At 74.0% G+C, this 23,202-nt stretch carries 18 protein-coding genes; 15 read left to right on the top strand and 3 right to left on the bottom strand.

Annotated features, from left to right (window positions below; translation table 11 throughout):
- Positions 1 to 100: 100 nt before the first annotated feature.
- Both AB0N04_RS27060 and AB0N04_RS27055 read right to left on the bottom strand, forming a co-directional pair.
- The gene (locus AB0N04_RS27060; RefSeq protein WP_360212331.1) at positions 101 to 1,222 is read right to left on the bottom strand and encodes a hypothetical protein; all 1,122 of its coding nucleotides are present in this window, start codon (positions 1,220 to 1,222) and stop codon (positions 101 to 103) included.
- A gap of 41 nt (positions 1,223 to 1,263) precedes the next feature.
- Positions 1,264 to 2,436: a hypothetical protein gene (locus AB0N04_RS27055; RefSeq protein WP_360212329.1), complete on the bottom strand. Its 1,173-nt coding sequence runs from the start codon at positions 2,434 to 2,436 to the stop codon at positions 1,264 to 1,266.
- 548 nt (positions 2,437 to 2,984) lie between these two features.
- On the opposite strand from AB0N04_RS27055, the gene AB0N04_RS27050 reads away from it, so the two are divergent.
- The 5 genes from AB0N04_RS27050 (at position 2,985) to AB0N04_RS27030 (ending at position 10,859) form a co-directional block, all read left to right on the top strand.
- Positions 2,985 to 4,799, top strand: a complete 1,815-nt coding sequence (locus tag AB0N04_RS27050) for an IucA/IucC family protein (RefSeq protein ID WP_360212345.1) — start codon at positions 2,985 to 2,987, stop codon at positions 4,797 to 4,799.
- Between the two features lie 98 nt (positions 4,800 to 4,897).
- Positions 4,898 to 5,494, top strand: coding sequence for a GNAT family N-acetyltransferase (locus AB0N04_RS27045; protein ID WP_360212327.1), 597 nt, complete (start codon positions 4,898 to 4,900; stop codon positions 5,492 to 5,494).
- A 9-nt stretch (positions 5,495 to 5,503) separates the two neighbouring features.
- Positions 5,504 to 6,910 (top strand): SidA/IucD/PvdA family monooxygenase, encoded by a 1,407-nt coding sequence (locus tag AB0N04_RS27040; RefSeq protein ID WP_360212325.1) that lies wholly within the window; start codon positions 5,504 to 5,506, stop codon positions 6,908 to 6,910.
- A complete protein-coding gene (locus AB0N04_RS27035; RefSeq protein ID WP_360212323.1) occupies positions 6,888 to 8,711 on the top strand; it encodes an IucA/IucC family siderophore biosynthesis protein in 1,824 nt (607 codons plus the stop codon). Before AB0N04_RS27040 ends, AB0N04_RS27035 begins: the two co-directional genes overlap by 23 nt.
- A 12-nt stretch (positions 8,712 to 8,723) precedes the next feature.
- Entirely contained in the window at positions 8,724 to 10,859 is a 2,136-nt protein-coding gene (locus AB0N04_RS27030; RefSeq protein WP_360212321.1) for an ATP-dependent DNA helicase, read from the top strand.
- Between the two features lie 189 nt (positions 10,860 to 11,048).
- Here AB0N04_RS27030 and lexA read toward each other — a convergent pair whose 3' ends face one another.
- A complete protein-coding gene (lexA, locus tag AB0N04_RS27025) occupies positions 11,049 to 11,711 on the bottom strand; it encodes a transcriptional repressor LexA (RefSeq protein ID WP_224281048.1) in 663 nt (220 codons plus the stop codon).
- Positions 11,712 to 12,273: 562 nt separating this feature from the next.
- On the opposite strand from lexA, the gene nrdR reads away from it, so the two are divergent.
- The 10 genes from nrdR (at position 12,274) to AB0N04_RS26975 (ending at position 23,022) form a co-directional block, all read left to right on the top strand.
- Positions 12,274 to 12,771 carry a transcriptional regulator NrdR gene (gene nrdR, locus AB0N04_RS27020; RefSeq protein WP_360212319.1) on the top strand — a complete coding sequence of 166 codons (498 nt, stop codon included), beginning with the start codon at positions 12,274 to 12,276 and terminating at the stop codon, positions 12,769 to 12,771.
- 204 nt (positions 12,772 to 12,975) lie between these two features.
- Positions 12,976 to 15,858 (top strand): vitamin B12-dependent ribonucleotide reductase, encoded by a 2,883-nt coding sequence (locus AB0N04_RS27015; RefSeq protein ID WP_360212317.1) that lies wholly within the window; start codon positions 12,976 to 12,978, stop codon positions 15,856 to 15,858.
- A 166-nt stretch (positions 15,859 to 16,024) separates the two neighbouring features.
- The gene (locus AB0N04_RS27010) at positions 16,025 to 16,261 is read left to right on the top strand and encodes an RNA polymerase subunit sigma-70 (protein ID WP_360212316.1); all 237 of its coding nucleotides are present in this window, start codon (positions 16,025 to 16,027) and stop codon (positions 16,259 to 16,261) included.
- A gap of 3 nt (positions 16,262 to 16,264) precedes the next feature.
- Positions 16,265 to 16,831 carry a Clp protease N-terminal domain-containing protein gene (locus tag AB0N04_RS27005; protein WP_360212315.1) on the top strand — a complete coding sequence of 189 codons (567 nt, stop codon included), beginning with the start codon at positions 16,265 to 16,267 and terminating at the stop codon, positions 16,829 to 16,831.
- Positions 16,832 to 17,090: 259 nt separating this feature from the next.
- Positions 17,091 to 18,929: an ATP-binding protein gene (locus AB0N04_RS27000; RefSeq protein WP_360212314.1), complete on the top strand. Its 1,839-nt coding sequence runs from the start codon at positions 17,091 to 17,093 to the stop codon at positions 18,927 to 18,929.
- Positions 18,929 to 19,378: a roadblock/LC7 domain-containing protein gene (locus AB0N04_RS26995; protein ID WP_360212312.1), complete on the top strand. Its 450-nt coding sequence runs from the start codon at positions 18,929 to 18,931 to the stop codon at positions 19,376 to 19,378. Before AB0N04_RS27000 ends, AB0N04_RS26995 begins: the two co-directional genes overlap by 1 nt.
- Positions 19,375 to 19,743 carry a DUF742 domain-containing protein gene (locus tag AB0N04_RS26990; RefSeq protein ID WP_360212310.1) on the top strand — a complete coding sequence of 123 codons (369 nt, stop codon included), beginning with the start codon at positions 19,375 to 19,377 and terminating at the stop codon, positions 19,741 to 19,743. Before AB0N04_RS26995 ends, AB0N04_RS26990 begins: the two co-directional genes overlap by 4 nt.
- Positions 19,744 to 19,831: 88 nt before the next feature.
- On the top strand, positions 19,832 to 20,524 hold the full coding sequence (locus tag AB0N04_RS26985; protein WP_360212343.1) for an ATP/GTP-binding protein: 693 nt from the start codon (positions 19,832 to 19,834) through the stop codon (positions 20,522 to 20,524).
- On the top strand, positions 20,521 to 21,765 hold the full coding sequence (locus AB0N04_RS26980) for a cytochrome P450 (RefSeq protein ID WP_360212308.1): 1,245 nt from the start codon (positions 20,521 to 20,523) through the stop codon (positions 21,763 to 21,765). The genes AB0N04_RS26985 and AB0N04_RS26980 overlap by 4 nt, the downstream gene beginning before the upstream one ends.
- 42 nt (positions 21,766 to 21,807) lie before the next feature.
- Positions 21,808 to 23,022, top strand: a complete 1,215-nt coding sequence (locus AB0N04_RS26975; RefSeq protein WP_360212306.1) for a cytochrome P450 — start codon at positions 21,808 to 21,810, stop codon at positions 23,020 to 23,022.
- The last annotated feature ends 180 nt before the right edge of the window (positions 23,023 to 23,202 follow it).

The raw sequence follows: 23,202 nt of genomic DNA, 5'->3' as shown, positions 1-23,202 counted from the left end.
GCGCACTGCCTGCACGAGGGCGGGGGCGGCGGCTGGCTGATGGGCGTCACCTTCGTCCCCGGCTACAACCGGGACGGCGGGGCGGTCCGCGGCCCGTGCGTCACCTGGTGCTCTTGCTGAAGAAGTCGAAGGCCCGCTTCGCCTGGTCCTGCAGGGCGGGGCCGGCCAGGTACCCGTCCGGGGTGCGGCCGCCGAGCGCGGTCACGCTGACCAGGTTCGGCTTGCCGTCCTTGGTGATGAACCAGCCGCCGCCGTCGGCGCCGCCCGTCATGGGGCAGCCGATCACGTACATCGGCGGGCGGGCCCGGTCGAAGGACAGCCGGCCGGGTGCGGTGGCGGCGTCGCAGCGGTCGAGCTCCAGCCCGTCGGACGGCCGCTCGGCCGGGTAGCCGTACGCGGCGGCCGAGGTGACCTGCTCGCGCGGGGCGTTGAACCAGACCGGGACGGCGGCGCCGACGACCTCCTCCAGTGAGGGCCCGGAGGCCTCCTCGCCGCGCACCCGGACGATCCCGTAGTCGTACTGGTGGCGGGCGCCGACGCCGCCCTCCCGCAGCCAGGTCGGCGACACCAGCGCGCGCACCGCCGTCCACCGGCCGTACGGCGCGAGCTGCTGCTCGGTGGCCGGCCGGCCGCGGACCGCCCCGCCGTCCCGGTTGTAGCCGGGGACGAAGGTGACGCCCTTCAGCCAGCCGCCGCCCCCGCCCTCGTGCAGGCAGTGCGCGGCGGTGTAGACGAGGTTGCTGCGGCCCGGGTTGGCCGGGTCGGAGACCACCGTGCCCGAGCAGGCCGTGTCGCCGTGGGCCGTGCCGGCGAAGAGCCGGCCGACCACGGCGGAGGCCGGGCCGTACGGGCGCGGCTGCGGGACGGCCCGGCCGGCGGGCGGCGGGGCGTCGTGCTGGACGCCCGCCGGCGCCGAGGCGAGCGGGTACTCCGGCGTCGGCCGGCCCTTGGCGGCGGCCATCCGCCCGGCCGTCCAGGCGCCCGGCGGCGCCTCCTCGGCGGAGCCGCTGTCGGCGACGTAGCGCGTCCAGTCCTCCAGCTTCCAGCCCGCCAGGTCGTCCGGGCCGGTGGGGACCGCCCGGGGGAGCGCGGCGGGCGGCGGCGCGGGGGCGCCGGGGCCGTCCGGGCCGCAGGCGGTCGCGGCGAGCACGAGTGCGGCGAGCACCGCGGCGCCGGCCGCCGCGGGCCGGCGCCGCGGTGCGCGGCCGGTGTGCTTGGGCATGGTGCATCGTCCCCCGGGTGCGGTCTCCGCCGGCCGTGCGGCTACGGCTTCCTGGAGATCCAGTCCAGCGCCTGCCGGGCGACCGCCTCCAGGTAGGGGCCGCTCAGCGAGGTGTGGTCCTGGGTGCCGATCGAGGTGTTGCTGACCAGCGCGGTCCGCCCGTCCGGCATGGTGGCGAACCAGCCGCCGCCGCTGGCGCCCTGGGTCATGTTGCAGCCGATGGTGAGCATCGACGGGCGCTTCGCGTCGAACGACAGCCGGGTCGGCTTCCCGCCGTCGCACCGGTACAGCTCCTGGCCGTCGAACGGCTTGTAGAGCGGGTAGCCGACCGCGGCGACGGACACCTTGTCCCGCGGGGCGTCGAACCAGACCGGGACGGCCGAACCGACCGTCTCCTCCAGCGACTTCCCGGTGTCGTTCTGGTTGTGCACCCGCATGATCGCGAAGTCGTACTGGTTCGCGGCGTCACCGCTCTCGCCGCCCTCCACCATCCACTGCGGCGAGGTGGTGACGAGGTCGGCCCACCAGGTGCCCAGCGGGGCCAGTTCGGACAGCGGGGCCTTCTTGCCGCCGCTGGAGGCGCCCGAGTTGTTGTAGGCGGGGACGAAGACCAGGTCCTTGAAGAAGTCGCCGCCCTTGCCCGCGTGCACGCAGTGGCCGGCCGTCCAGACCAGGTTGCTCCGGCCCGGGTGCTGCGGGTCGGTGATCACCGTCGCCGAGCAGTTGCCCCGGCCGCCCTGGGCGCTGAAGAACACCTTCCCGGAGGGCTGCTTCGTGTACGGGCGGGCCACCGGGGTGGCCTTGACCACGGCGGGCTCCGGATCGGTCACGCCGTTGTCGGTGGCGGGCTTGGCGGTGGGCGGGGCCGGCTCGGCGGGCTTGGAGTCGCCCATCTTGTCCGGGTTCCAGAAGTCCTTCACCACCGGGTTGTTGAAGACGTGCTGGGACGCCCACTTGTCCCAGTCCTCGAAGCGCCACTTCTTCAGGTCGTCCCAGGTCTTGGGCAGGCCCTCCAGCAGACTGGTCGGCAGGCCCGACGGGAGGGTGATCCCGCCGATCAGTCCGCCGCCGGCGGAGGCGCTGCTCGCGGAGGCCGGCGGCGGCGCCGCGCCGCCCCCGCCGCCGGCCGGGCCGTCCGGCCCGCAGGCGCTCGCCGCGAGCAGGGTTCCGGTGACCAGGGCGGCGGCCAAGGCTGACCGGTGGATCGATGGCATCTGTGCGCTTCCCCCTGTGCTCGGTCGGGCTGTCGTGCGGCGGCTCGCCGCTGTGGAGTCTTCCACCGGACACCAGGACGGCGGCGGCCGCCCCCCGGGTTGCGTTCCTGACCACAGGTCACCGATCCGTGATGCGGCCCACGCCGGCCCGGCGGCGCACCGGCCGTCCCGCCCGGCGGCACAACCGGGCCGTCCTCCCGGGCGGTGAACAATCCCGGATCTTCACCCGGACGAGTGAGCCGTTCTTGTGATCACCCCTCAGGGATAGGTAACCCTTACCTGACGCCGCGGTGCGAGTGCCCGCCGAACCGTCCACCACCCGTGCGCGTCGGCACCCCCACGCGTCCCAAGGAGCAGCCTTGAGCACCGCCCTCACCGGAGCCCCGCCCGACCCCCCGCTGCAGGCGGAGCCCCCCGGGGACCCGGAGGACGCGCAGGCGTCGGGCGGTGCGCCCCGGCCGGCCGATCCGGGCCCGCCGCCGCAGCCCGGCCCGCTGCTCCAGCCGGGCCCGCCGGCGCCGCTGCTCCAGCCGGGCCCGCCGGCGCCGCTGCTCCACCCCGACCCGCTGCTACACCCTGACCCGCTGCTCCACCCCGACCCGGCCGTCGCCGCCGAACAGGCCGGACTGGAAGCCCTGTTGCGCTGCTGGACGCGCGAGACCGGAGCCCGGCCCGGCCCCGACGGCCGACTGCGGATCGCCGTCCTCGGCGGCGCCGCCCTGCTCTCCGCCCCCGTCCGCCACTGGTCACCCGGCGGCTGGCACCGGTTCGGCCCCGCCGTCCTCGCCGCCCACGACACCGCCGCGGCGGAGGGCCCCGGACCCGGCGCCGCGCCCGTCGACGCCGTCACCGCCGCCGCGCTGCTCGCCGCCGCGGCCGCCGAACGGCCCGACCCCGGACAGGTCGCCGACCTCGCCGCCCGGGTCGCCGACTCGGTCGTGCGCACCGCCGAGATCCTCGCCCACCGCCGCACCGCCGCGCCCGCCGGCGGACCGGAGCACTCGCACTTCCTCGCCGCCGAACAGTCCCTGCTCCTCGGCCACCCGCTGCACCCCACCCCGAAGAGCCGCGACGGCCTCGGCCCGGCCCAGAGCGCCGCCTACTCGCCCGAACTGCACGGCTCCTTCCGGCTCCACTGGTACGCCGTCGACCGCAGGCTGCTCGCCGCCGGCTCCGCCCTCGACGAGAGCGCCGACCGGATCACCGCCGGCCTGCTCGGCGACCACGCCGCCCTGCCGCCCGGCACCGCCGCCCTGCCGCTGCACCCCTGGCAGGCCCGCGAACTCGCCCACCGCCCCGCCGTCGCCGAACTCCTCGCCGACGGACTGCTGCACGACCTAGGCCCGGCCGGCGAACCCTGGTACCCCACCTCCTCCGTGCGCACCGTCTACCGGCCCGGCACCCCGTGGATGCTCAAGCTCTCGCTCGGCCTGCGGATCACCAACTCCCGCCGGGAGAACCTGCGCAAGGAACTCCACCGCGGACTCGAGGTGCACCGGCTGCTGGAGAGCGGACTCGCCACCGAGTGGCGGGCCGCCCACCCCGGCTTCGACGTCGTCCGCGACCCGGCCTGGATCGGCGTCGACCACCCCGCGCTCGGGGACCCGGGCGGCCTGGACACCGTGCTGCGCGCCCAGCCCTTCGCCCCCGCCGACCGCGCGTACTGCCTCGCCGGACTCGTCGCCGAACAGCCCCTCGGCACCGGTGACACCGTGCCCTCCCGGCTCGGCGACACCCTGCGCGCCCTCGCCGCCCGACACGCCCGCCCGCTGCGGACCGTCGCCGCCGAATGGTTCCTGCGCTACCTGGACGCCGTCGTCCTGCCCGTCCTGTGGCTCGACGGCCGGGCCGGCATCGCCCTGGAGGCGCACCAGCAGAACAGCCTCGTCCTGCTCGACGCCGAGGGCTGGCCCGACGGCGGCCGCTACCGCGACAACCAGGGCTACTACTACCGGGAGAGCGCCGCCGACCGGCTCACCGCCCGCCTGCCCGGACTCGGCGACCGGAGCGACACCTTCCTGCCCGACGACGTGATCGACCACCACTTCGCCTACTACCTGGGCATCAACCACGTCCTCGGCCTGGTCGGCGCGCTCGGCAGCCAGGGACTCGCCGACGAGACCGTCCTGCTCGCCGGACTGCGGCGGTTCCTGGCCGGCCCGCGGGCCGCCGCCACCGGCTCGGCCCTGCCCGCCCTGCTGCTCGACGCACCCACCCTGCCCTGCAAGGCCAACCTGCTCACCCGGATCAACGGCCTGGACGAACTCGTCGGACCGGTCGCCACCCAGTCCGTCTACGTGGACATCCCCAACCCGGTGGCCGACCGGGCGGGCGGACGACGGTCGCGGACGGGGCACGCGTGAACCCCGAGGACACCGGCACCGGCGCGCGGCCCCGCCCGGTGCACTCCGTCCCGGCGCGGCCCGGACCGGCAGACCCCATTCCGGAGCGGCCCCGCCCGGTGCACTCCGTCCCGGCGCGGCCCGGACCGGGCGCCCTGCTCGACCACCTGCCCGGATGGGGTGCCGTCCCCACCCCGGCCGGCCCGTTCCGGCTCAGCCCCCTCCGGCTGCCCGCCGACCTCGACCTGCTCACCGGGTGGATGAACGACCCCGAGGTCGACGCGTTCTGGGACCTCGCCGGACCGCCCGCCACCACCGAACGGCACGTCCGGGCCCAACTCCACGGCGACGGCCGCAGCGTGCCCTGCCTCGGTCTGCTCGACGGCACCCCGATGAGCTACTGGGAGGTCTACCGAGCCGACCTCGACCCGCTCGCCCGGCACTACCCGGCCCGACCCCACGACACCGGCCTCCACCTGCTGCTCGGCCCCGCCGAGAGCCGCGGCCGGGGCCTCGGCGCCGTCCTGCTGGCCGCCGTCGCGGACCTCGTCCTGCACCGGCGGCCCCGCTGCGAACGGGTCCTCGCCGAACCGGACGTCCGCAACCGCCGCTCCGTCCGGGCCTTCGAACGGGCCGGGTTCCGGACGGCCGCCGAACTCGACCTGCCCGACAAGCGCGCCGCCCTGATGGTCCGCTCCCGCTTACTCCCCGCCTAGGACAGTCCCGTGGACACCCCAGCACCCCCGCCGCCGTACGACCTGCTCGGCGTCGGCATCGGCCCGTTCAACCTCTCGCTCGCCGCGCTCGCCGACCCCGTCCCCGGCCTGCGCACCCTCTTCTGCGACCAGCGGTCCGAGTTCCGCTGGCACCCCGGCATGCTCGTCGACGGCGCCCGGATGCAGGTGCCCTTCCTCGCCGACCTGGTCTCGCTCGTCGACCCGACCAACCCGTGGTCCTTCCTCAACTACCTGCGCGACCAGGACCGCCTCTTCCCCTTCTACTTCGCCGAACGCTTCCAACTGCCGCGCCGCGAGTACGACCACTACTGCCGGTGGGCCGCCGAACGCCTCGCCAACTGCCGCTTCGGCACCGAGGTCACCGCCCTGCACTGGGAGGGCGACTGCTACCGCGCCGAACTCACTGACACCGCGACCGGGCGGCGCAGCACCGTCCGGGCCCGCAACCTCGCCCTCGGCGTCGGCACCCGGCCCGTCCTGCCCGAGGCCTTCGCCGACCTCGCCGGCCACCCCCGGGCCTTCCACTCCGCCGACTACCTGGACCGCCGCGCCGACCTCGCCGACGCCCGCGACATCACCGTCATCGGCAGCGGACAGTCCGGCGCCGAGGTCCTCCTCGACCTGCTCCGCCGCCACGACGGCGACGCCGTCCGGCTGCGCTGGCTCACCAGGACCAGGGCGCTCGCACCCATGGAGTACTCCAAGCTCGGCCTGGAACACTTCACCCCCGACTACACCCGCTACTTCCACGGCCTGCCCGAAGCCGTCCGGGACACCCTGGTCACCGCCCAGTGGCAGCTGCACAAGGCCGCCAGCGCCGAGACCCTCGCCGAGATCCACGACCACCTCTACGAGCGCACCATCGGCCACCCCATCGACACCGCCCCGCTCGAGATCACCCCCGGCACCGCCGTCACCGACGCCCGGCCCGGCCCCTGCGGAGGCCTCGAACTGCGCTGCCGGCACACCGACTCCGGCGCCGAACACGTGCTGCGCACCGACGCCGTGGTGCTCGCCACCGGCTACCGGGCCGCCCGGCCGGCCGCCCTCGAACCGCTCGCCCACCTGATCGACTGGGACGGGGCCGGGCGCTACCGGGTCGACCTCGACCACCGGGTCGCCACCCGGCCCGAACTCACCGGCGGCCTCTACGTCCAGAACGCCGAACTGCACACCCACGGCGTCGGCACCCCCGACCTCGGCCTCGGCGCCCACCGCGCCGCCGTCATCCTCAACGCCGTCACCGGCCGCACCGTCCACCGGCTGCCCACCCGCACCGCCTGGACCGGCTTCGCACCGCCCGCCCCCGGACCCGCCGCCGGCACCCCCGCCCCCGGGACCACCACCGTCCCCCGCCCCCAGGAGCTGACCCGTGCCGCAACCGCCGGCCGCTGAACCGCCGCTCTACCTGCCCCCGCACCTGACCGCCGGGCACTGGCGGCGGGCCGGCCGCGCCCTGCTGGCCAAGATGATCGGCGAGTTCTCCTACGAGGAACTGCTCACCCCCACCCCCGGCACCGCGGCCGACGAGTACCTGCTGGCGCTGCCCGCGGCCGAGTACCGCTTCACCGCCCGCCGGGGCGCCTACGGCAGCTGGCGGGTCGACCCGGACTCCGTCCGCTGCACCGACCCCGAGGGCCTCGACCCGCTGCGCTTCCTCCCGCACGCCCGGCACGCCCTCGGCCTGCGCGGCGAGACCACCGGCCACCTGATCCGCGAACTCACCGCCACCCTCACCGCCGACGCGCGCCAGCTCGCCACCGCGCTCACCGCCGCCGAACTCGCCGACCTCGACCACCCCGGCCTGGAGGGCCGCCAGGACGGCCACCCCTGGATCGTCCCCAACAAGGGCCGGATCGGCTTCTCCGCCGGCGACACCGCCCGCTGGGCCCCCGAGGCCCGCACCCCGCGTCCGCTGCCCTGGATCGCCGTCCACCGCAGGCTCGCCCAGTACCGCGGCGTACCGGGCCTGGAACGGCCCGAGCAGCTGTACGCCCGCGAACTCGACGACCCGGACGCACTGCGCGCCGCCCTCGGACCGGCCGCCGACGACTACCTGCTGCTGCCCGTCCACCCCTGGCAGTGGGACGAGACCGTCCTCCCGCTGTTCGCGCCCTGGATCGCCTCCGGCGAGATCGTCCCGCTGCCCTCCGACGGCGACCCACGACTGCCCCAGCAGTCCATCCGCTCCTTCTTCAACACCGCCCACCCCGAACGCTGCACCGTCAAACTGCCCCTGGCCATCCTCAACACCCTGGTCTGGCGCGGCCTGCCCACCGAACGCACCCTCGCCGCGCCCGCCGTCACCGCCTGGATCCACGGCCTGCGCGACGCCGACCCCTACCTGCGCGACGAGTGCCGGGTGATCCTCCTCGGCGAGATCGCCTCGGTCACCGTCGACCACCCCCTCTACCGCGAACTGCCCGAGGCGCCCTACCAGTACAAGGAGCTCCTCGGCGCGATCTGGCGCGAACCCCTCGGCCCCGCCCTGACCGCGGACGAACGGGCCCGCACCCTCGCCGCCCTGCTGCAGACCGGCTCCGACGGCCGGGCGCTCGCCGCCGAACTGATCGCCCGCTCCGGCCTCACCCCCGCCGCCTGGACCGCCCGGCTGTTCAGCGCCCTGCTGCCGCCGCTGCTGCACTTCCTCTACCGCTACGGGCTGGTCTTCTCCCCGCACGGGGAGAACGCCATCGTCGTCTTCGACGGCCGCGAGAGGCCGACCAGGCTCGCGGTGAAGGACTTCGTCGACGACGTCAACCTCAGCGACCAGGACCTGCCCGAACTGCGCGACCTGCCCCCCGAGGTCGACGACGTGCTGCTCCGGGAGGGCCCCCAGGGGCTCTGCCAGTTCCTCCACTCCGGACTCTTCATCGGCGTCCTGCGCTACCTCGCCCCGCTGCTGGAGGCGCAGACCGGACTCCCCGAGACCGAGTTCTGGGCCCTGCTGCGCGCCGAGGTCCACCGCTACCAGGAGCGCTTCCCCGGGCTGCACGAGCGCTTCGAGCTGTTCGACCTCTTCCGGCCCCGGATCGACCGGCTCTGCCTCAACCGCAACCGGCTGCTCCTCGACGGCTACCAGGACCGCCCGCACCGCCCGCACGCCGCCCGGTACGGCACCGTCCCGAACGCCCTGGTGACCCTGGAGGCGGATCTACCCGGGCAACGGAGCCGGATTGTCACCCCCGCCCCGTAGGGTGGGAGGGTCATGACGAACGACTCCGAATCCCAGCTCCCCGACCTCCCCGACGAGGACGACGCCGACGCCTCCGAGGCCCCCGGGGCCGAGGAGGCCGTCGCCGTCCCGCGCGCCCGCATCCCCGAACTGCTGCACGCCGCGGTCGCGGCCGTCGGCGGTGTGGAGCGCCCCGGGCAGGCCCGGATGGCCGAGGCCGTCGCCGACGCGGTCGACAACGCCGAGCACCTGCTCGTCCAGGCCGGCACCGGCACCGGAAAGTCCCTCGCCTACCTCGTCCCCGCGCTCGCCCACGGCGACCGCGTGGTGGTCGCCACCGCCACCCTGGCGCTCCAGCGCCAGCTGGTGGAACGCGACCTGCCGCGCACCGTCGAGGCGCTGCACCCGGTGCTGCGCCGCCGGCCGCTGTTCGCGATGCTCAAGGGCCGCTCCAACTACCTGTGCCTGCACCGGGCCAACGAGGGCACCCCGAGCGACGAGGGCGAGGGCCTGTTCGACGCGGCCGAGGTGCTCGGCGGGCCCGCCAGCAAGCTCGGCCAGGACGTCCTGCGGCTGCGCGAGTGGGCCGACGAGACCGAGACCGGGGACCGCGACGACCTCAGCCCCGGCGTCTCCGACAAGGCCTGGGCCCAGCTGGCGGTGACCTCCAAGGAGTGCCTCGGCGCCACCCGCTGCGCCTACGGGCAGGAGTGCTTCGCCGAGAAGGCCCGCGAGCGGGCCAAGCTGGCGGACGTGGTGGTCACCAACCACGCGATGCTCGCCATCGACGCGATCGAGGGCGCGCCGGTGCTGCCCGAACACGGGCTGCTGATCGTCGACGAGGCGCACGAGCTGGTCAACCGGGTCACCGGCGCGGCCACCGCCGAGCTGGCGGTCGGCGCCGTCAACCGGGCGGTCAAGCGGGCCGCCCGGCTCGCCAACGAGAAGGCTGTGGACGCCCTGCAGGCTGCGGCCGAGAACTTCCACGGCCTGATGGAGACCGCCCAGCCCGGCCGGGTCGAGGAACTGCCCGAGTACCTGGCCTACGCCGTCACCGCCATCCGGGACGCCTCCCGCCAGGTGATCACCTCGCTCGGTGAGACCCGCGACAAGGCGCTCAGCGACGAGGACGCCGTCCGCAAGCAGGCGATGGCCTCCGCGGAGTCCCTGCACGAGACGGCCGAGCGGCTGCTGGAGGACTCCGAGTACGACGTGGTCTGGATCGAGCGCAGCGACCGCTTCGGGATGGGCACCGCCTCGCTGCGGGTCGCGCCGCTCAGCGTCTCCGGGCTGCTCCGCGAGGGCCTGTACAAGGAGCGCTCGGTGGTGCTCACCTCGGCCACCCTCAAGCTCGGCGGGGACTTCAACGGCGTCGCCGCCTCCGTCGGCCTGCCCTCCGAGGCCCGGCTGCCGGACGAGCGCACCGAGGGGGACAACCCCGAGCCGGGCTTCGGCGAGGACGCCGCCCCGCACTGGCGGGGCATCGACGTCGGATCGCCGTTCAAGTACCCCAAGCAGGGCATCCTGTACGTCGCACGGCACCTCGCCGAACCGGGCCGCGACCCCGAACGGCCCGACATGCTGGACGAGTTGGCCGAGCTGATCGGCGCGGCCGGCGGCCGCACGCTCGGCCTGTTCTCCTCGATGCGCGGCGCCCAGACGGCGGCCGAGGCGATGCGGGAGCGGCTGGACAACCGGATCCTGCTCCAGGGCGAGGACACCCTCGGCGAGCTGATCCGCGAGTTCGCCTCGGACGCGACCACCTGCCTGTTCGGCACCCTGTCGCTCTGGCAGGGCGTGGACGTGCCCGGCTCCGCCTGCCAGCTGGTCGTGATGGACCGCATCCCGTTCCCCCGGCCGGACGACCCGCTGATGAGCGCCCGCCAGAAGGACGTCGAACAGCGCGGCGGGAACGGCTTCATGGCCGTCGCGGCGACGCACGCGGCGCTGCTGATGGCGCAGGGCGCGGGCCGGCTGGTGCGCGCGGCGGACGACCGTGGTGTGGTGGCCGTGCTGGACCCACGGGTGGAGACGAAGCGGTACGGGAGCTTCTTCCGGTCCTCGATGCCGGAGTTCTGGTACACCACGGACCGCAACCAGGTGCGCCGCTCGCTGGCGGCCATCGACGCCTCGGCGGTGCCGGTCCGGCCGGTGGTGAAGCGGGGCTGAGCCGCCGGGCTGGGTCCGGGCGGTCCGGCCGGTCGGTGCGGTCGGCCGGGCGGGTTCTGACGGCCGGCCCGGGCCGCGGAGCCCGTCCCCAGCCCCGACCCCGACGCCGACCCCGGCCCCGGACGCGCCGGAGGGGCTCCCCGCAGTCGTGCGGTGGAGCCCCTTCCCGGTGCGGGCCGCGGCGGGCGCTCAGAGACGGCGCAGGACCGCGACGACCTTGCCCAGGATGGTCGCGTTGTCGCCGTTGATCGGCTCGTACGCCGGGTTGTGCGGCATCAGCCAGATCCGGCCGTCCTCGCGCTTGAGCCGCTTGACGGTCGCCTCGCCGTCGATCATCGCGGCCACGATGTCGCCGTTCTCGGCGACCGGCTGGCGGCGCACGGTGACCCAGTCGCCGTCGCAGATGGCCGCCTCGATCATCGAGTCGCCGCGCACCGTCAGCGCGAACAGCTCGCCCTCGCCGACCAGTTGGCGGGGCAGCGGGAAGACGTCCTCGACCGTCTGCTCGGCCAGGATCGGCCCGCCGGCGGCGATCCGGCCGACCAGCGGCACGTAGGAGGTGGACGGCCGGCCGGCCGTCTCGGCGGTGTTCGGACGGGCCACCTCGACGCCGCGGACCTCGTAGGCGCGCGGGCGGTGCGGGTCGCGGCGCAGGAAGCCCTTGCGCTCCAGGGCCATCAGCTGGTGGGCGACCGAGGAGGTGCTGGACAGGCCGACGGCCTGGCCGATCTCGCGCATGGACGGCGGGTACCCCCGGCGCTGGACGGAGTCCCGGATGACCTCGATCACGCGGCGCTGGCGCTCGGTGAGGCCGGCCTCGTCCGTCCGGATTCCGGGGGGGCGGCCGGGCATCGCGCGGGTGGGCGACGGATGGGCGTCGTCCAGTGCGGGCGAGTGTTCGATCGGCTGGTCGGGGACGCGGCTCGCGCCGGAGACTGCCGGGCCGGAGAGGCGGTGGTCTTCGCTACGGTCCATGCTGATGTCCACACCCTGCTGATTCGTGGTGCGCTGCCCCACCTTGAACTGGGAGTGTTCCTGCACCGGGATGGTGTTGCTTTCAATGGTGTTCACGGCGGCCCCTCTCGACGGCTGTCCTCTCCCTTTTCCAGCCCAACGCACCTCCTATCGAAAGGTTGCGCCAAACACACGTTCGAGTGAATTATTCGGGAGTTGGCTGACTCGATCAAGGCTTTGTTGTACATCGATTAAATGTTCGACCGGACGTCGACTTCGGCAGTCTAATCGGCGCCGACACGCCAGGGGTGCCGCATCCCCCCGGAGACCTACATGTAGTGGCTACAGTCCTCTCTGGGCCCAGTGCTAGTGGTTACGGTGCATGATCAGCTTGCCGAGGCCGGGGTCGCATCGCATAGACTCAACAGGTCCGCACGTTCTGCCACGGAGGGATCCTCAGGTGCACTGCCCCTTCTGCCGGCACTCCGACAGCCGCGTTGTCGACAGCCGGACCACCGAAGACGGCAGCTCCATCCGCAGGCGCCGGCAGTGTCCGGACTGCGGCCGCCGCTTCACCACCGTGGAGACGGCCGCGCTGATGGTCATCAAGCGCAGCGGGGTCACCGAGCCCTTCTCCCGGGAAAAGGTCATCAGCGGCGTCCGCAAGGCCTGCCAGGGCCGCCCGGTCACCGAGGACGCCCTCGCCCAGCTCGGCCAGCGGGTCGAGGAGTGCGTGCGCGCCACCGGCAACGCCGAGCTGACCACCCACGACGTCGGGCTGGCCATACTCGGCCCGCTCAAGGACCTCGACGTGGTCGCCTACCTGCGCTTCGCCAGCGTGTACCAGGCCTACGACGGACTGGAAGACTTCGAGGCCGCCATCGCGGAGCTCCGCGCCGAGCGGCCCGTCCCCGAGGCGGACGGCACCTGCGTGCCCGTCGCCGCCGCCGCGCCCTAGGAGGCGCCGCACCCCGGCCCCCAGCGGGCCTACCGCACCACACCGGCCCCCCGGGGCCCACGCACGCCCTGAAAAAGGGCGCAGAACACAACAAACCGTGCGCAAGCAGGCGAGGACTCCCCGCTGCCCGCACACCGGAAGAACGAACCAGCGGTGCCCGGACTTTTCAGGGCACTTCGGGCGTTTGCCCAGGAGGAGGAAGAAGTGACAGACACCACGAGCGGTTCCGCACGCGGGTCGAAGTCCGACAAGGCCGCGGCCAAGGGTGCCGGCAAGGCCCCCAAGGGCGGTCTTCGGATCGGGCGCATCTACACCACTCCTGGCGTGCACCCGTACGACGAGGTCCGCTGGGAGCGCCGCGACGTCGTCATGACCAACTGGCGCGACGGGTCGATCAACTTCGAGCAGCGCGGCGTCGAGTTCCCCGACTTCTGGTCGGTGAACGCCGTCAACATCGTCACGTCCAAGTACTTCCGCGGCGCCGTCGGCACCCCGCAGCGCGAGTGGAGCCTCAAGCAGATCATCGACCGCGTGGTGCTCACCTACCGCGCCGCCGGCGAGAAGCACGGCTACTTCGCGAACCCGGACGACGCCGAGATCTTCGAGCACGAGCTGACCCACGCCCTCCTCCACCAGGTGTTCAGCTTCAACTCGCCGGTCTGGTTCAACGTCGGCACCAAGCAGCCCCAGCAGGTCAGCGCCTGCTTCATCCTGGCCGTCGACGACTCCATGGAGTCGATCCTCGACTGGTACAAGGAAGAGGGCATGATCTTCAAGGGCGGCTCCGGCGCCGGCCTCAACCTCTCCCGGATCCGCTCCTCCAAGGAGCTGCTCTCCTCCGGCGGCAACGCCTCGGGCCCGGTCTCCTTCATGCGCGGCGCCGACGCCTCCGCCGGCACCATCAAGTCCGGCGGCGCCACCCGCCGCGCGGCCAAGATGGTCGTGCTCGACGTCGACCACCCGGACGTCGAGGCCTTCATCGAGACCAAGGTGAAGGAGGAGGAGAAGATCCGCGCCCTGCGCGACGCCGGCTTCGACATGGACCTCGGCGGGGACGACATCACCTCCGTCCAGTACCAGAACGCCAACAACTCCGTCCGCGTCTCCGACGAATTCATGACGGCCGTCGAGAACGGCACCGAATTCGGCCTGCGCGCCCGGATGACCGGCGAGGTCATCGAGACCGTCGACGCCAAGAAGCTGTTCCGCAAGATGGCCGAGGCCGCCTGGGCCTGCGCCGACCCCGGCATCCAGTACGACTCCACCATCAACCACTGGCACACCTGCCCGGAGTCCGGCCGTATCAACGCGTCCAACCCCTGCTCCGAGTACATGCACCTGGACAACTCCAGCTGCAACCTCGCCTCGCTGAACCTGATGAAGTTCCTGCGCGACGACGACTCGTTCGACGCCGAGCGCTTCGCCAAGGTCGTCGAGCTGGTCATCACCGCGATGGACATCTCCATCTGCTTCGCCGACTTCCCCACCGAGAAGATCGGCGAGACCACCCGCGCCTACCGCCAGCTCGGCATCGGCTACGCCAACCTCGGCGCCCTGCTGATGGCCACCGGCCACGCCTACGACAGCGAGGGCGGCCGCGCCCTGTCCGGCGCCATCACCTCCCTGATGACCGGCACCGCCTACCGCCGCGGCGCCGAACTCGCCGGCGTCGTCGGCCCGTACGACGGCTACGCCCGCAACGCGGCCCCGCACCAGCGGGTCATGAAGCAGCACGCGGACGCCTCGCTCGCCGCCGTCTCGCTGGACGAGCTGGACGCCCCGGTCTGGGCCGCGGCCAACGACACCTGGCAGGACGTCCTGCGCATCGGCGCGCAGAACGGTTTCCGCAACGCCCAGGCCTCGGTGCTCGCCCCCACCGGCACCATCGGCCTGATGATGGACTGCGACACCACCGGCGTCGAGCCCGACCTCGCCCTGGTCAAGTTCAAGAAGCTCGTCGGCGGCGGCTCGATGCAGATCGTCAACGGCACGGTCCCGCGCGCCCTCAAGCGCCTCGGCTACCAGGACGAGCAGATCGAGGCGGTCGTCGCGCACATCGCCGAGCACGGCAACGTCGTCGACGCCCCCGGCCTCCGGGCCGAGCACTACGAGGTGTTCGACTGCGCGATGGGCGAGCGCTCCATCTCGCCGATGGGCCACGTGCGGATGATGTCCGCGATCCAGCCGTGGATCTCCGGAGCCATCTCCAAGACCGTCAACATGCCGGCCGCCGCGACCGTCGAGGACGTCGAGGAGATCTACTTCGAGGCGTGGAAGATGGGCGTCAAGGCGCTCGCCATCTACCGGGAAAACTCGAAGGTCGGCCAGCCGCTCTCGGCGAAGAAGAAGGACTCCGAGGCCACGTCCGAGGAGGCGTCCGCGACCCCGGCTGCCGCGGTCGAGAAGGTCGTCGAGTACCGCCCCGTCCGCAAGCGCCTGCCCAAGGGCCGCCCGGGCATCACCACCTCCTTCACGGTCGGTGGCGCCGAGGGCTACATGACCGCCAACTCCTACCCGGACGACGGCCTCGGCGAGGTCTTCCTCAAGATGTCCAAGCAGGGTTCGACCCTCGCGGGCATGATGGACGCCTTCTCCATCGCCGTCTCGGTCGGCCTGCAGTACGGCGTGCCGCTGGAGACGTACGTCTCGAAGTTCACCAACATGCGCTTCGAGCCGGCCGGCCTGACCGACGACCCGGACGTCCGGATGGCGCAGTCGATCGTCGACTACATCTTCCGCCGCCTGGCGCTGGACTTCCTGCCCTTCGAGACCCGTTCGGCGCTCGGCATCCACTCCGTCGAGGAGCGCCAGCGCCACCTGGAGACCGGGTCCTACGAGCCGCTGGACGCGGAGGAGCTCGACACCGAGTCGCTCGCCCAGTCCGCCCCGGTGGTCGCCAAGCCGGCTCCGGCCGTCGAGGCGCCCAAGCCGGCCGCGAAGCAGGCCCACAACTCCACGGAGCTGATGGAGATCCAGCTCGGCCTCAACGCCGACGCGCCGCTCTGCTTCTCCTGCGGCACCAAGATGCGCCGCGCCGGCAGCTGCTACCTCTGCGAGGGCTGCGGCTCCACCAGCGGCTGCAGCTGACACCGGTCGCCACCCCGCGGGGGGTGAGCACCCGCTGAGGCGGGGCGAGGACTTCACGTCCTCGCCCCGCCTCTGTTCGTCGTTCCCGGGTGGTGGGGGAAGTGTCTTCGGGGCGGTGGTGTCAACCGGGGTTGACATGGGCAGCGGTGTCAACCAGAGTTGACGTATGAGCGAGAGCGGAGAACTCGCGGCGGCGGCGAGCAGTCGTGACCCCGCGGTGGGGCTCCGGGCGGTCCGTGCGCTGCGTGATCTGGCGGACCGGCTGGAGGGGTTGCAGGTGGGCAATGCCCGGTCGCTGGGCTGGTCCTGGCAGGACATCGCGGTGTGCCTGGGAGTGACCAGGCAGGCGGTGCACAAGAAGTACGCCCGGCGCGGGCCCGGCAAGGGCGAGGACGGAGGCTGAGAGATGTTCGAGCGGTTCACCGAATCGGCGCGGCAGGTGGTGCTGCTGGCCCAGGGCGAGGCGAGGGAGCTGCGGCACGCCGTCGTCGGGACGGAGCACCTGTTGCTCGCGATCCTGGCGCAGCCGGACGACCCCGCGGCGGGCGTCCTGATCGGGATGGGCCTGGACCGCGAGACGGCGCGGCGGGCGGTGGTGCGGCTGGTCGGGCCGGGCGGCGACGCCGAGGCGCTGGCCTCGATCGGAGTGGATCTGGACGCCGTCCGGGCGGCGGTGGAGTCGGAGTTCGGGGAGGGGGCGCTGGACGTGCCGGCCGGGGACGGGCCGCGGCGCCGCGGCTGGTTCAGGGCGGCGGAGTCGAGGCCGGCCCGCGCCCGGTTCAGCGCCCGGGCGAGGAAGGTGCTGGAGCTCTCGCTGCGCGAGTCGTTGCGGCTGAAATCCGGTCAGATCGCGGTGGGGCACCTGCTGCTCGGGGTGCTCCGGGAGGGGGAGGGCTTCGGGGCCAGGGTGATCGTCGACCACGGGCTGGACCCGCGGGCGGTGCGCCGGGCGGTCGAGGCGGAGCTGGGGTGAAGCGCGGGGTTCGACGGTGCGTCGGTTGCGTCGCCAATCGGTGTGTACGACGTGAATGAAGGAGATTGGCCGTCAACTGGCCGGTTGAGGCCAATGTCTGAATCGATATGATCGGACCAAAGCGTGAACCGATCAGCCGCCCGGAGACGTTTCGCGACGTCTCCGGGCGGTCTCGTATGCGCCCGACCAGCAGTCGGCGGCCGTATCCGTTGCCGACCCGCCGCCCGCGCCGCCGCCGACGTTGCCGAGGATCGCACCGATGAGAGAAGCCACCAGCCCCGACGGCCGGCCGAGCCGACGGCCCGCGCCGCGCACCGCCGCCCTGACCGCGGCGGCCGTCCTGCTGGCGGTCGCCGCCGCACCGGTCGGGGTCACCCGGGCGCTGGGCGCGCACCAGCCGCTCACCGCCCTCGCGGTGGCCGCGGTCACGGTGCTCTGGCTGATCGCGGTCGGACTGGCCTCGGCCGGTGCCGAACGCTCCCGCCGGCTGGCCGAGGAGCTCGCCGCGCAGCACGAGGAGACGATGGCGGCGCTGGTCGCCGCCGGTGCCGCCCGACAGGCCGAGGTGGCGGCCCTGGACCGGGCCGGAGCGGCCGGTGCCGAACGGGACGCAGCCCGGGCCGAGCGGGTCAGGGCCGAGGACGAGGTCACCGCCGTCCACGGGGAACTGGCCCGGCTGCGGGAGGAGATCGCGGCCGAGCGGGCCGGCTTCGAGGCCGAGCGGGACAAGGTCGAGGCGGAGCGCGTCGAGCTGGAGCGGTTGACCGGGGGCGTGCTGCCGGACGTGGTGGAGCGGCTGCGCGGCGGCGCGTCCGTGGACAGCGCGCTGGCCGCCCACCGGGGCCACCCCCAGCACGCGCTGCTGCGCGCCGTCGCCGAGGAGGTCGGCCGGGGCGAGCGGCTGCGTGCCGCCGCGCTCGCGGTCTGCGCGACGGCTGCCGGCCGGGTCCAGGCGCTGGCCACGAGCATGCACGCCGAGCTGCGCGAGATGCAGCACCGGCACGACGAGGAGGTCCTCGGGGACCTGCTGCGGCTGGACCACTCGACCGCCCAGGCGGGTCGGATGGCCGACAGCATCGCGGTGCTCACCGGCGCCCGCTCGGGCCGGCGCTGGGCCAAGCCGATCGCGGTGGAGTCGGTGCTGCGCGGTGCGCTCGGCCGGATCGGCGCGTACCAGCGGGTGCGGCTGCACAACGCCAGCTCGGCCGCGGTGGCCGGGTTCGCGGCCGAGGGCGTGATGCACGCGCTGGCCGAGCTGCTGGACAACGCCACCAACTTCTCCGCCCCGCCGGCGGAGGTGCACGTGTACGTCGAGGAGGTGCCGGCCGGTCTGGCGGTGACCGTCGAGGACAGCGGGTTGGGGCTGAGCGACAGCTGGCTGCGCCGGGCCGAACGGGCCGTCTCCGCCGAGCCCCTGGATCTGGCCACGCTGTCCGCCGGGACCCGGCTGGGGCTCGCGGTGGTCGGCTCGCTGGCGCGCAAGCACGGCCTGCAGATCTCCTTCCGGCCGTCGGCGCGCGGCGGTACGGGGGTGGTGATGCTGATCCCGCAGCAGCTGGTCTCGCACCCGGCTCCGGCGTCCGAGCCGGCGCCCGTGGCGGTCCGCCCGCCCGCCGGGGAGCAGGTGCGCCCCGCGCTGACCCCGGCGCGCCCGGCGCCCGCACCGCTGCCGTCGGTGCCGGCCGGGCCGTCGGCCCCGGTGGGCGTGCCCGTACCGGCCGTCCCCGTGCCTGCCGTCGCGGTGCCTGCCGTCGCGGTGCCGGTCGGGGCCGTGCCCGCCGTGCCCGCCCAGGGCGCCCCGGCCCGCCTGACCGAGAGCGGTCTGCCGCAGCGCCGCCGCGGCCAGACCCTCACCACGACCACCCCCGCCGCCGCGACGACCCCCACCCGGGCCTCCGCCCGGAGCGCAGTCGCCCCGGCGTCCGCGGCGAAGCCCGTGCCGGCCGACGCGGCGACCGCCGCGGCCAGGTTCGGCGCCTTCCGCAAGGCCGCCCGGCAGGCCGCCGACCAGCTCTCCGCGGCCCCGGCACCCACGGCCCCCGACACCGACACCGACACCACGCCCGACGCTTCCCCCGTCACCGAGAAGGACTCCTGATGAGCAGCGCCACTGACCGTGACCTCGACTGGCTGTTGGAAAACCTGCTGGCGGCGACCCCCGGCACCCGGCACGCCCTGGTGCTCTCCGCCGACGGTCTCAAGCTCTGCCACACCGACGGGCTGAGCACCGACCAGGCCGACCAGCTGGCCGCGATCTCCTCCGGTCTGCAGAGCCTGGCGCACGGCGCCTCGATCGAGTTCGGTGACGGCAGCGGCGGCGTCCGGCAGTCGATGACCGAGTTCCACGGCGGCATCCTGTGCATCGTGGCGGCGGGCGAGGGCGCGCACCTCGCGGTGGTCACGGACGACGACGCGGACGTCGGCGTGGTCGGCCACAACATGCACGGCCTGATCGAGCAGATCGGCGTCCACCTGAGTGCCCCGGCCCGTGACGGGGCGGAGCCGGAGGAAGTGGGCGCCGTGCCGCAAGAGAGCGCCGGGGCATGAACGCCGGGCCGGTCCTGCCGGGTCGTGACGACGATCCGGACCGCCTCTACACGATCACCCGGGGGCGCAGCCGTGCTCCGGAGAACGCCTTCGACCTGGTCACCCTGATCGTCGCCGAGCGGGTGCCGGCGCCGGGGATGCAGTCGGAGCACGCCCGGATCCTGCGGATGTGCGAGGCCCCGACGGCCCTGGTGGAGGTGGCCGCGGAGCTGGCGCTGCCGATCTCGGTGGTGAAGATCCTGCTCGGCGACCTGCTGGAGTCCGGGGCGGTCACCGCCCGCCACCCCCGGTTCGCGCCGACCAAGGCCCGGCTGCCCGATCTCGACACGTTGAAGCAGGTGCTGCATGGCCTCCAACGGCTCTGACCCGGTGCTCCCCGGTACTGACCCGGCCCCCACGGCCCCCGACCCGGCCCCCGGCACCGACCCGGCCCCCGGCGCCGGTCGCACCCCGTTGCGGGCGACGGCCGACAACGCGCTGAAGATCGTCGTGGTCGGCGGGTTCGGGGTGGGCAAGACGACCCTGGTGGGTTCGGTCAGCGAGATCCGTCCGCTGAACACCGAGGAGGTCATGACCAGGGCGGGTGAGGGCGTCGACCCGGCCGGGGCCTGGGGCAAGCGCTCCACCACGGTGGCGTTCGACTTCGGCCGGATCACCCTGTCGGCGAGCCAGGTGCTGTACCTGTTCGGTGCCCCCGGGCAGGAACGTTTCTGGTTCCTCTGGGACCGTCTCTTCAGCGGCGCGCTGGGCGCGGTCGTCCTGGTGGACACCCGCCGGCTGGAGGAGTCCTGGTACGCGATCGACCGGCTGGAGCACCACGGCACGCCGTTCATCGTGGCCCGCAACAACTTCGGCGAGCAGACCCACTCCCTGGAGCAGGTCCGGGAGGCGCTCGACCTGCCCGCCGAGGTGCCGTTGGTGGACTGCGACGCCCGGGACCGCGAGTCCGGCAAGCAGGTGCTGATCGCGCTGGTCCGCCATCTGACCGCCCTGGCGGAGGCCGCCGGCGAGCCCCCGGTGCCGGTCGGCGCCCCGGCCGGCCTCGAAGCCGGCGAGGCCCCCGCCGCGGAAGCCGCCGAAGCCGCCGAAGCCGTCGAGGCCCCCGAAGCCCCCGTCACCCCGGAGTACGAGGAGAGCACCCCGTGACCGAGCCCGCCGCCACCCCGCCCCCGGGCTGCCCGGCGCACGCCGGGGCCGCCCCGCTGTACGGGCCGCGCTTCCAGACCGACCCGGCCCAGCTGTACCGCGAGCTGCGCACCGCGCACGGCCCGGTCGCCCCGGTCGAGCTGGCCGGCGGCGTGCCCGCCTGGCTGGTCATCGGCTACCGCGAGCTGCAGCTGGTGACCGGCCAGCCGCAGCTGTTCGGCCGCGACTCCAGCCGCTGGAACGCCTGGGAGACCCTGCCCGAGGACTGGCCGCTGAAGCCGATGATGGCGCCGGTGCCGTCGATCCTGTACGCCGAGGGCGAGGAGCACGTGCGCCGCTCCCGGGCGGTGACCGACGCGCTGGCCGAGGTCGACCCGTACGAGCTGCGCAAGCACTCCGAGGAGATCGCGGACCGGCTGATCGACGGGTTCGCCGGCCGCGGCGAGGCCGACCTGGTCGCCGAGTACGCGCACCGGATGCCGCTGCTGGTGCTGTGCCGGGTGCTCGGTCTGGACGAGGAGCAGGCGCCGCAGCTGATCGCGGCGCTGCTGGCCATGCTGGACGGCGGCCCGGACGCCCCGGCGGGTGCGCAGCGGCTGCTGGAGCTGATGCTGGACCTGGTGCGGGAGAAGTCCGAGCACCCGGGCGGGGACGTGGCCTCGCGGATGCTGGCGCACCCGGCCGGGCTGACGCACGAGGAGGTGATGCGCGACCTGCGGGTGCTGCTGATCGCCGGTCACCAGCCCTCGTCGTACTGGATCTCCAACGCGCTGCGGCTGATGCTCACCGACGAGCGGTTCGCCGCCTCGCTGGCGGGCGGCCGGCGCAGCATCAGCCAGGCGCTGAACGAGGCGCTCTGGGAGGACACCCCGACGCAGATCTTCGCGGGCCGCTGGGCGGTCCGGGACACCCAGTTGGGCGGCCAGCGGATCGCCGCGGGGGACATGGTCCTGCTGGGCTTCGCCGGGGCGAACGCGGACCCGTCGGTGCGTCAGGCGGACGGCCGCCCGGCCGAGGGCAACCGCGCGCACATGAGCTACTCGTACGGTGAGCACGGCTGCCCGTTCCCGGCGCAGGAGGCGGCCGAGGTGATCGCCACCACGGCGATCGAGGTGCTGCTGGACCGGCTGCCGGACCTCCGGCTGGCGGTGGCCGAGCACGCCCTGGTGTGGCGGCCGTCGGCCTGGGTGCGCGGGCTGGTGGCGCTGCCGGTCTCGTTCACCCCCGGCCATCCGGCCTGATCGCATCCCCACGTCCCGCCCCAGTCAAGGAGATCCCCGTCGATGACCGCTGCCCCGGCCCCGATAGCCCTCGATCCGCTGGCCCGTGACTCCGCCGCCGAGGGCGCCCTGTTGCGGTCCGCCGGCCCGGTGGCGCCGGTGGTGCTGCCCGGCGGGGTCTCCGCCTGGGCGGTGACCCGGCACGCCGAGGCCCGCGACCTGCTGACCGACGCCCGGCTGGTGAAGGACGCCGCGCACTGGGCGGCCTTCCAGCGCGGGGAGGTCCCGAAGACCTGGCCGCTGATCGGCCTGGCGGTGCCGGGTCCGAGCATGGTGACCACGGACGGCGCCGCGCACCGGCGGCTGCGGGCGCTGGTGGCGCAGGCCTTCACCCCGCGCCGGGTGGAGCTGATGCGCCCGCGGGTCGAGCGGATCACCGGCGCGCTGCTGGACGCCCTGGCGGCGGGGGAGCCGCTGGTGGACCTCAAGTCGGCGTTCGCCTTCCCGTTGCCGATGACGGTGATCTGCTCGCTGCTGGGCGTTCCGGAGTCGGACCACGCCGTGCTGCGCGACCTGTACGAGCGGTTCTTCGGCATCAAGCCGGACCCGGGGGGCATCCAGGCGACCATCGCGGGGCTGAACGCCTTCGTGAACGACCTGGTGGCGCAGCGCCGTTCGGTGCCCGGGGACGACCTGGCGAGCGTGCTGCTGGCGGCGGACACCGAGGGCGGGGCGCTGACCGACGCGGAGGCGGCGGCCACCCTGCGGGTGATCATCGCGGCGGGCCACGAGACCACGGTGAACCTGATCGGCAACGCGGTGCGGGCCCTGCTGACGCACCCGGACCAGTTGGAGCTGGTGCGTTCGGGCCGGGTGTCCTGGGACGCGGTGGTGGAGGAGTCGCTCCGCTGGACGCCGCCGACCAGCAACTTCCTGTTCCGCTTCGCGGCGGAGGACATCGCGGTCGGCGACGTGGTGATCCCGGCCGGCGAGCCGGTGCTGGTGTCGTACAACGCGATCGGCCGGGACCCGTCGCAGCACGGGGTCACGGCGGAGCTGTTCGACGTCACCCGGGACCCGATCCGCCACCTGTCCTTCGGCCACGGCCCGCACGTCTGCCCGGGTTCGCCGCTGGCCCGGTTGGAGGCCGGGGTGGCGCTGCCGGCGCTGTTCGAGCGGTTCCCCGGGCTGTCGCTGGCGGTCCCGGACGAGCAGCTGCGGCCGAGTCCGTCGCTGGTGGTGAACAGCCTGCTGGAGCTGCCGGTCCGGCTGTACTGACGGCGCGCCGCGAGCGGCCCCGTCCGGGTCCCCGGGCGGGGCCGCGGGTGTTCCCGGGGGTGCTGGTGCGCCGGGGGTGCCGCCTGGCGTGTCGTGGTCACGACCGGGTGAAGGTCGGGCGTGGACCTTGGCGGGGGCCGGTGGCTGCGTTAACGTCGTCGAATCGATTGCTCGGACGCT

The organism is Kitasatospora sp. NPDC051702, assembly GCF_040681575.1.
In the GTDB taxonomy this organism is placed as follows: domain Bacteria; phylum Actinomycetota; class Actinomycetes; order Streptomycetales; family Streptomycetaceae; genus Kitasatospora.
This window is presented reverse-complemented; position numbering and strand designations above follow the sequence as displayed.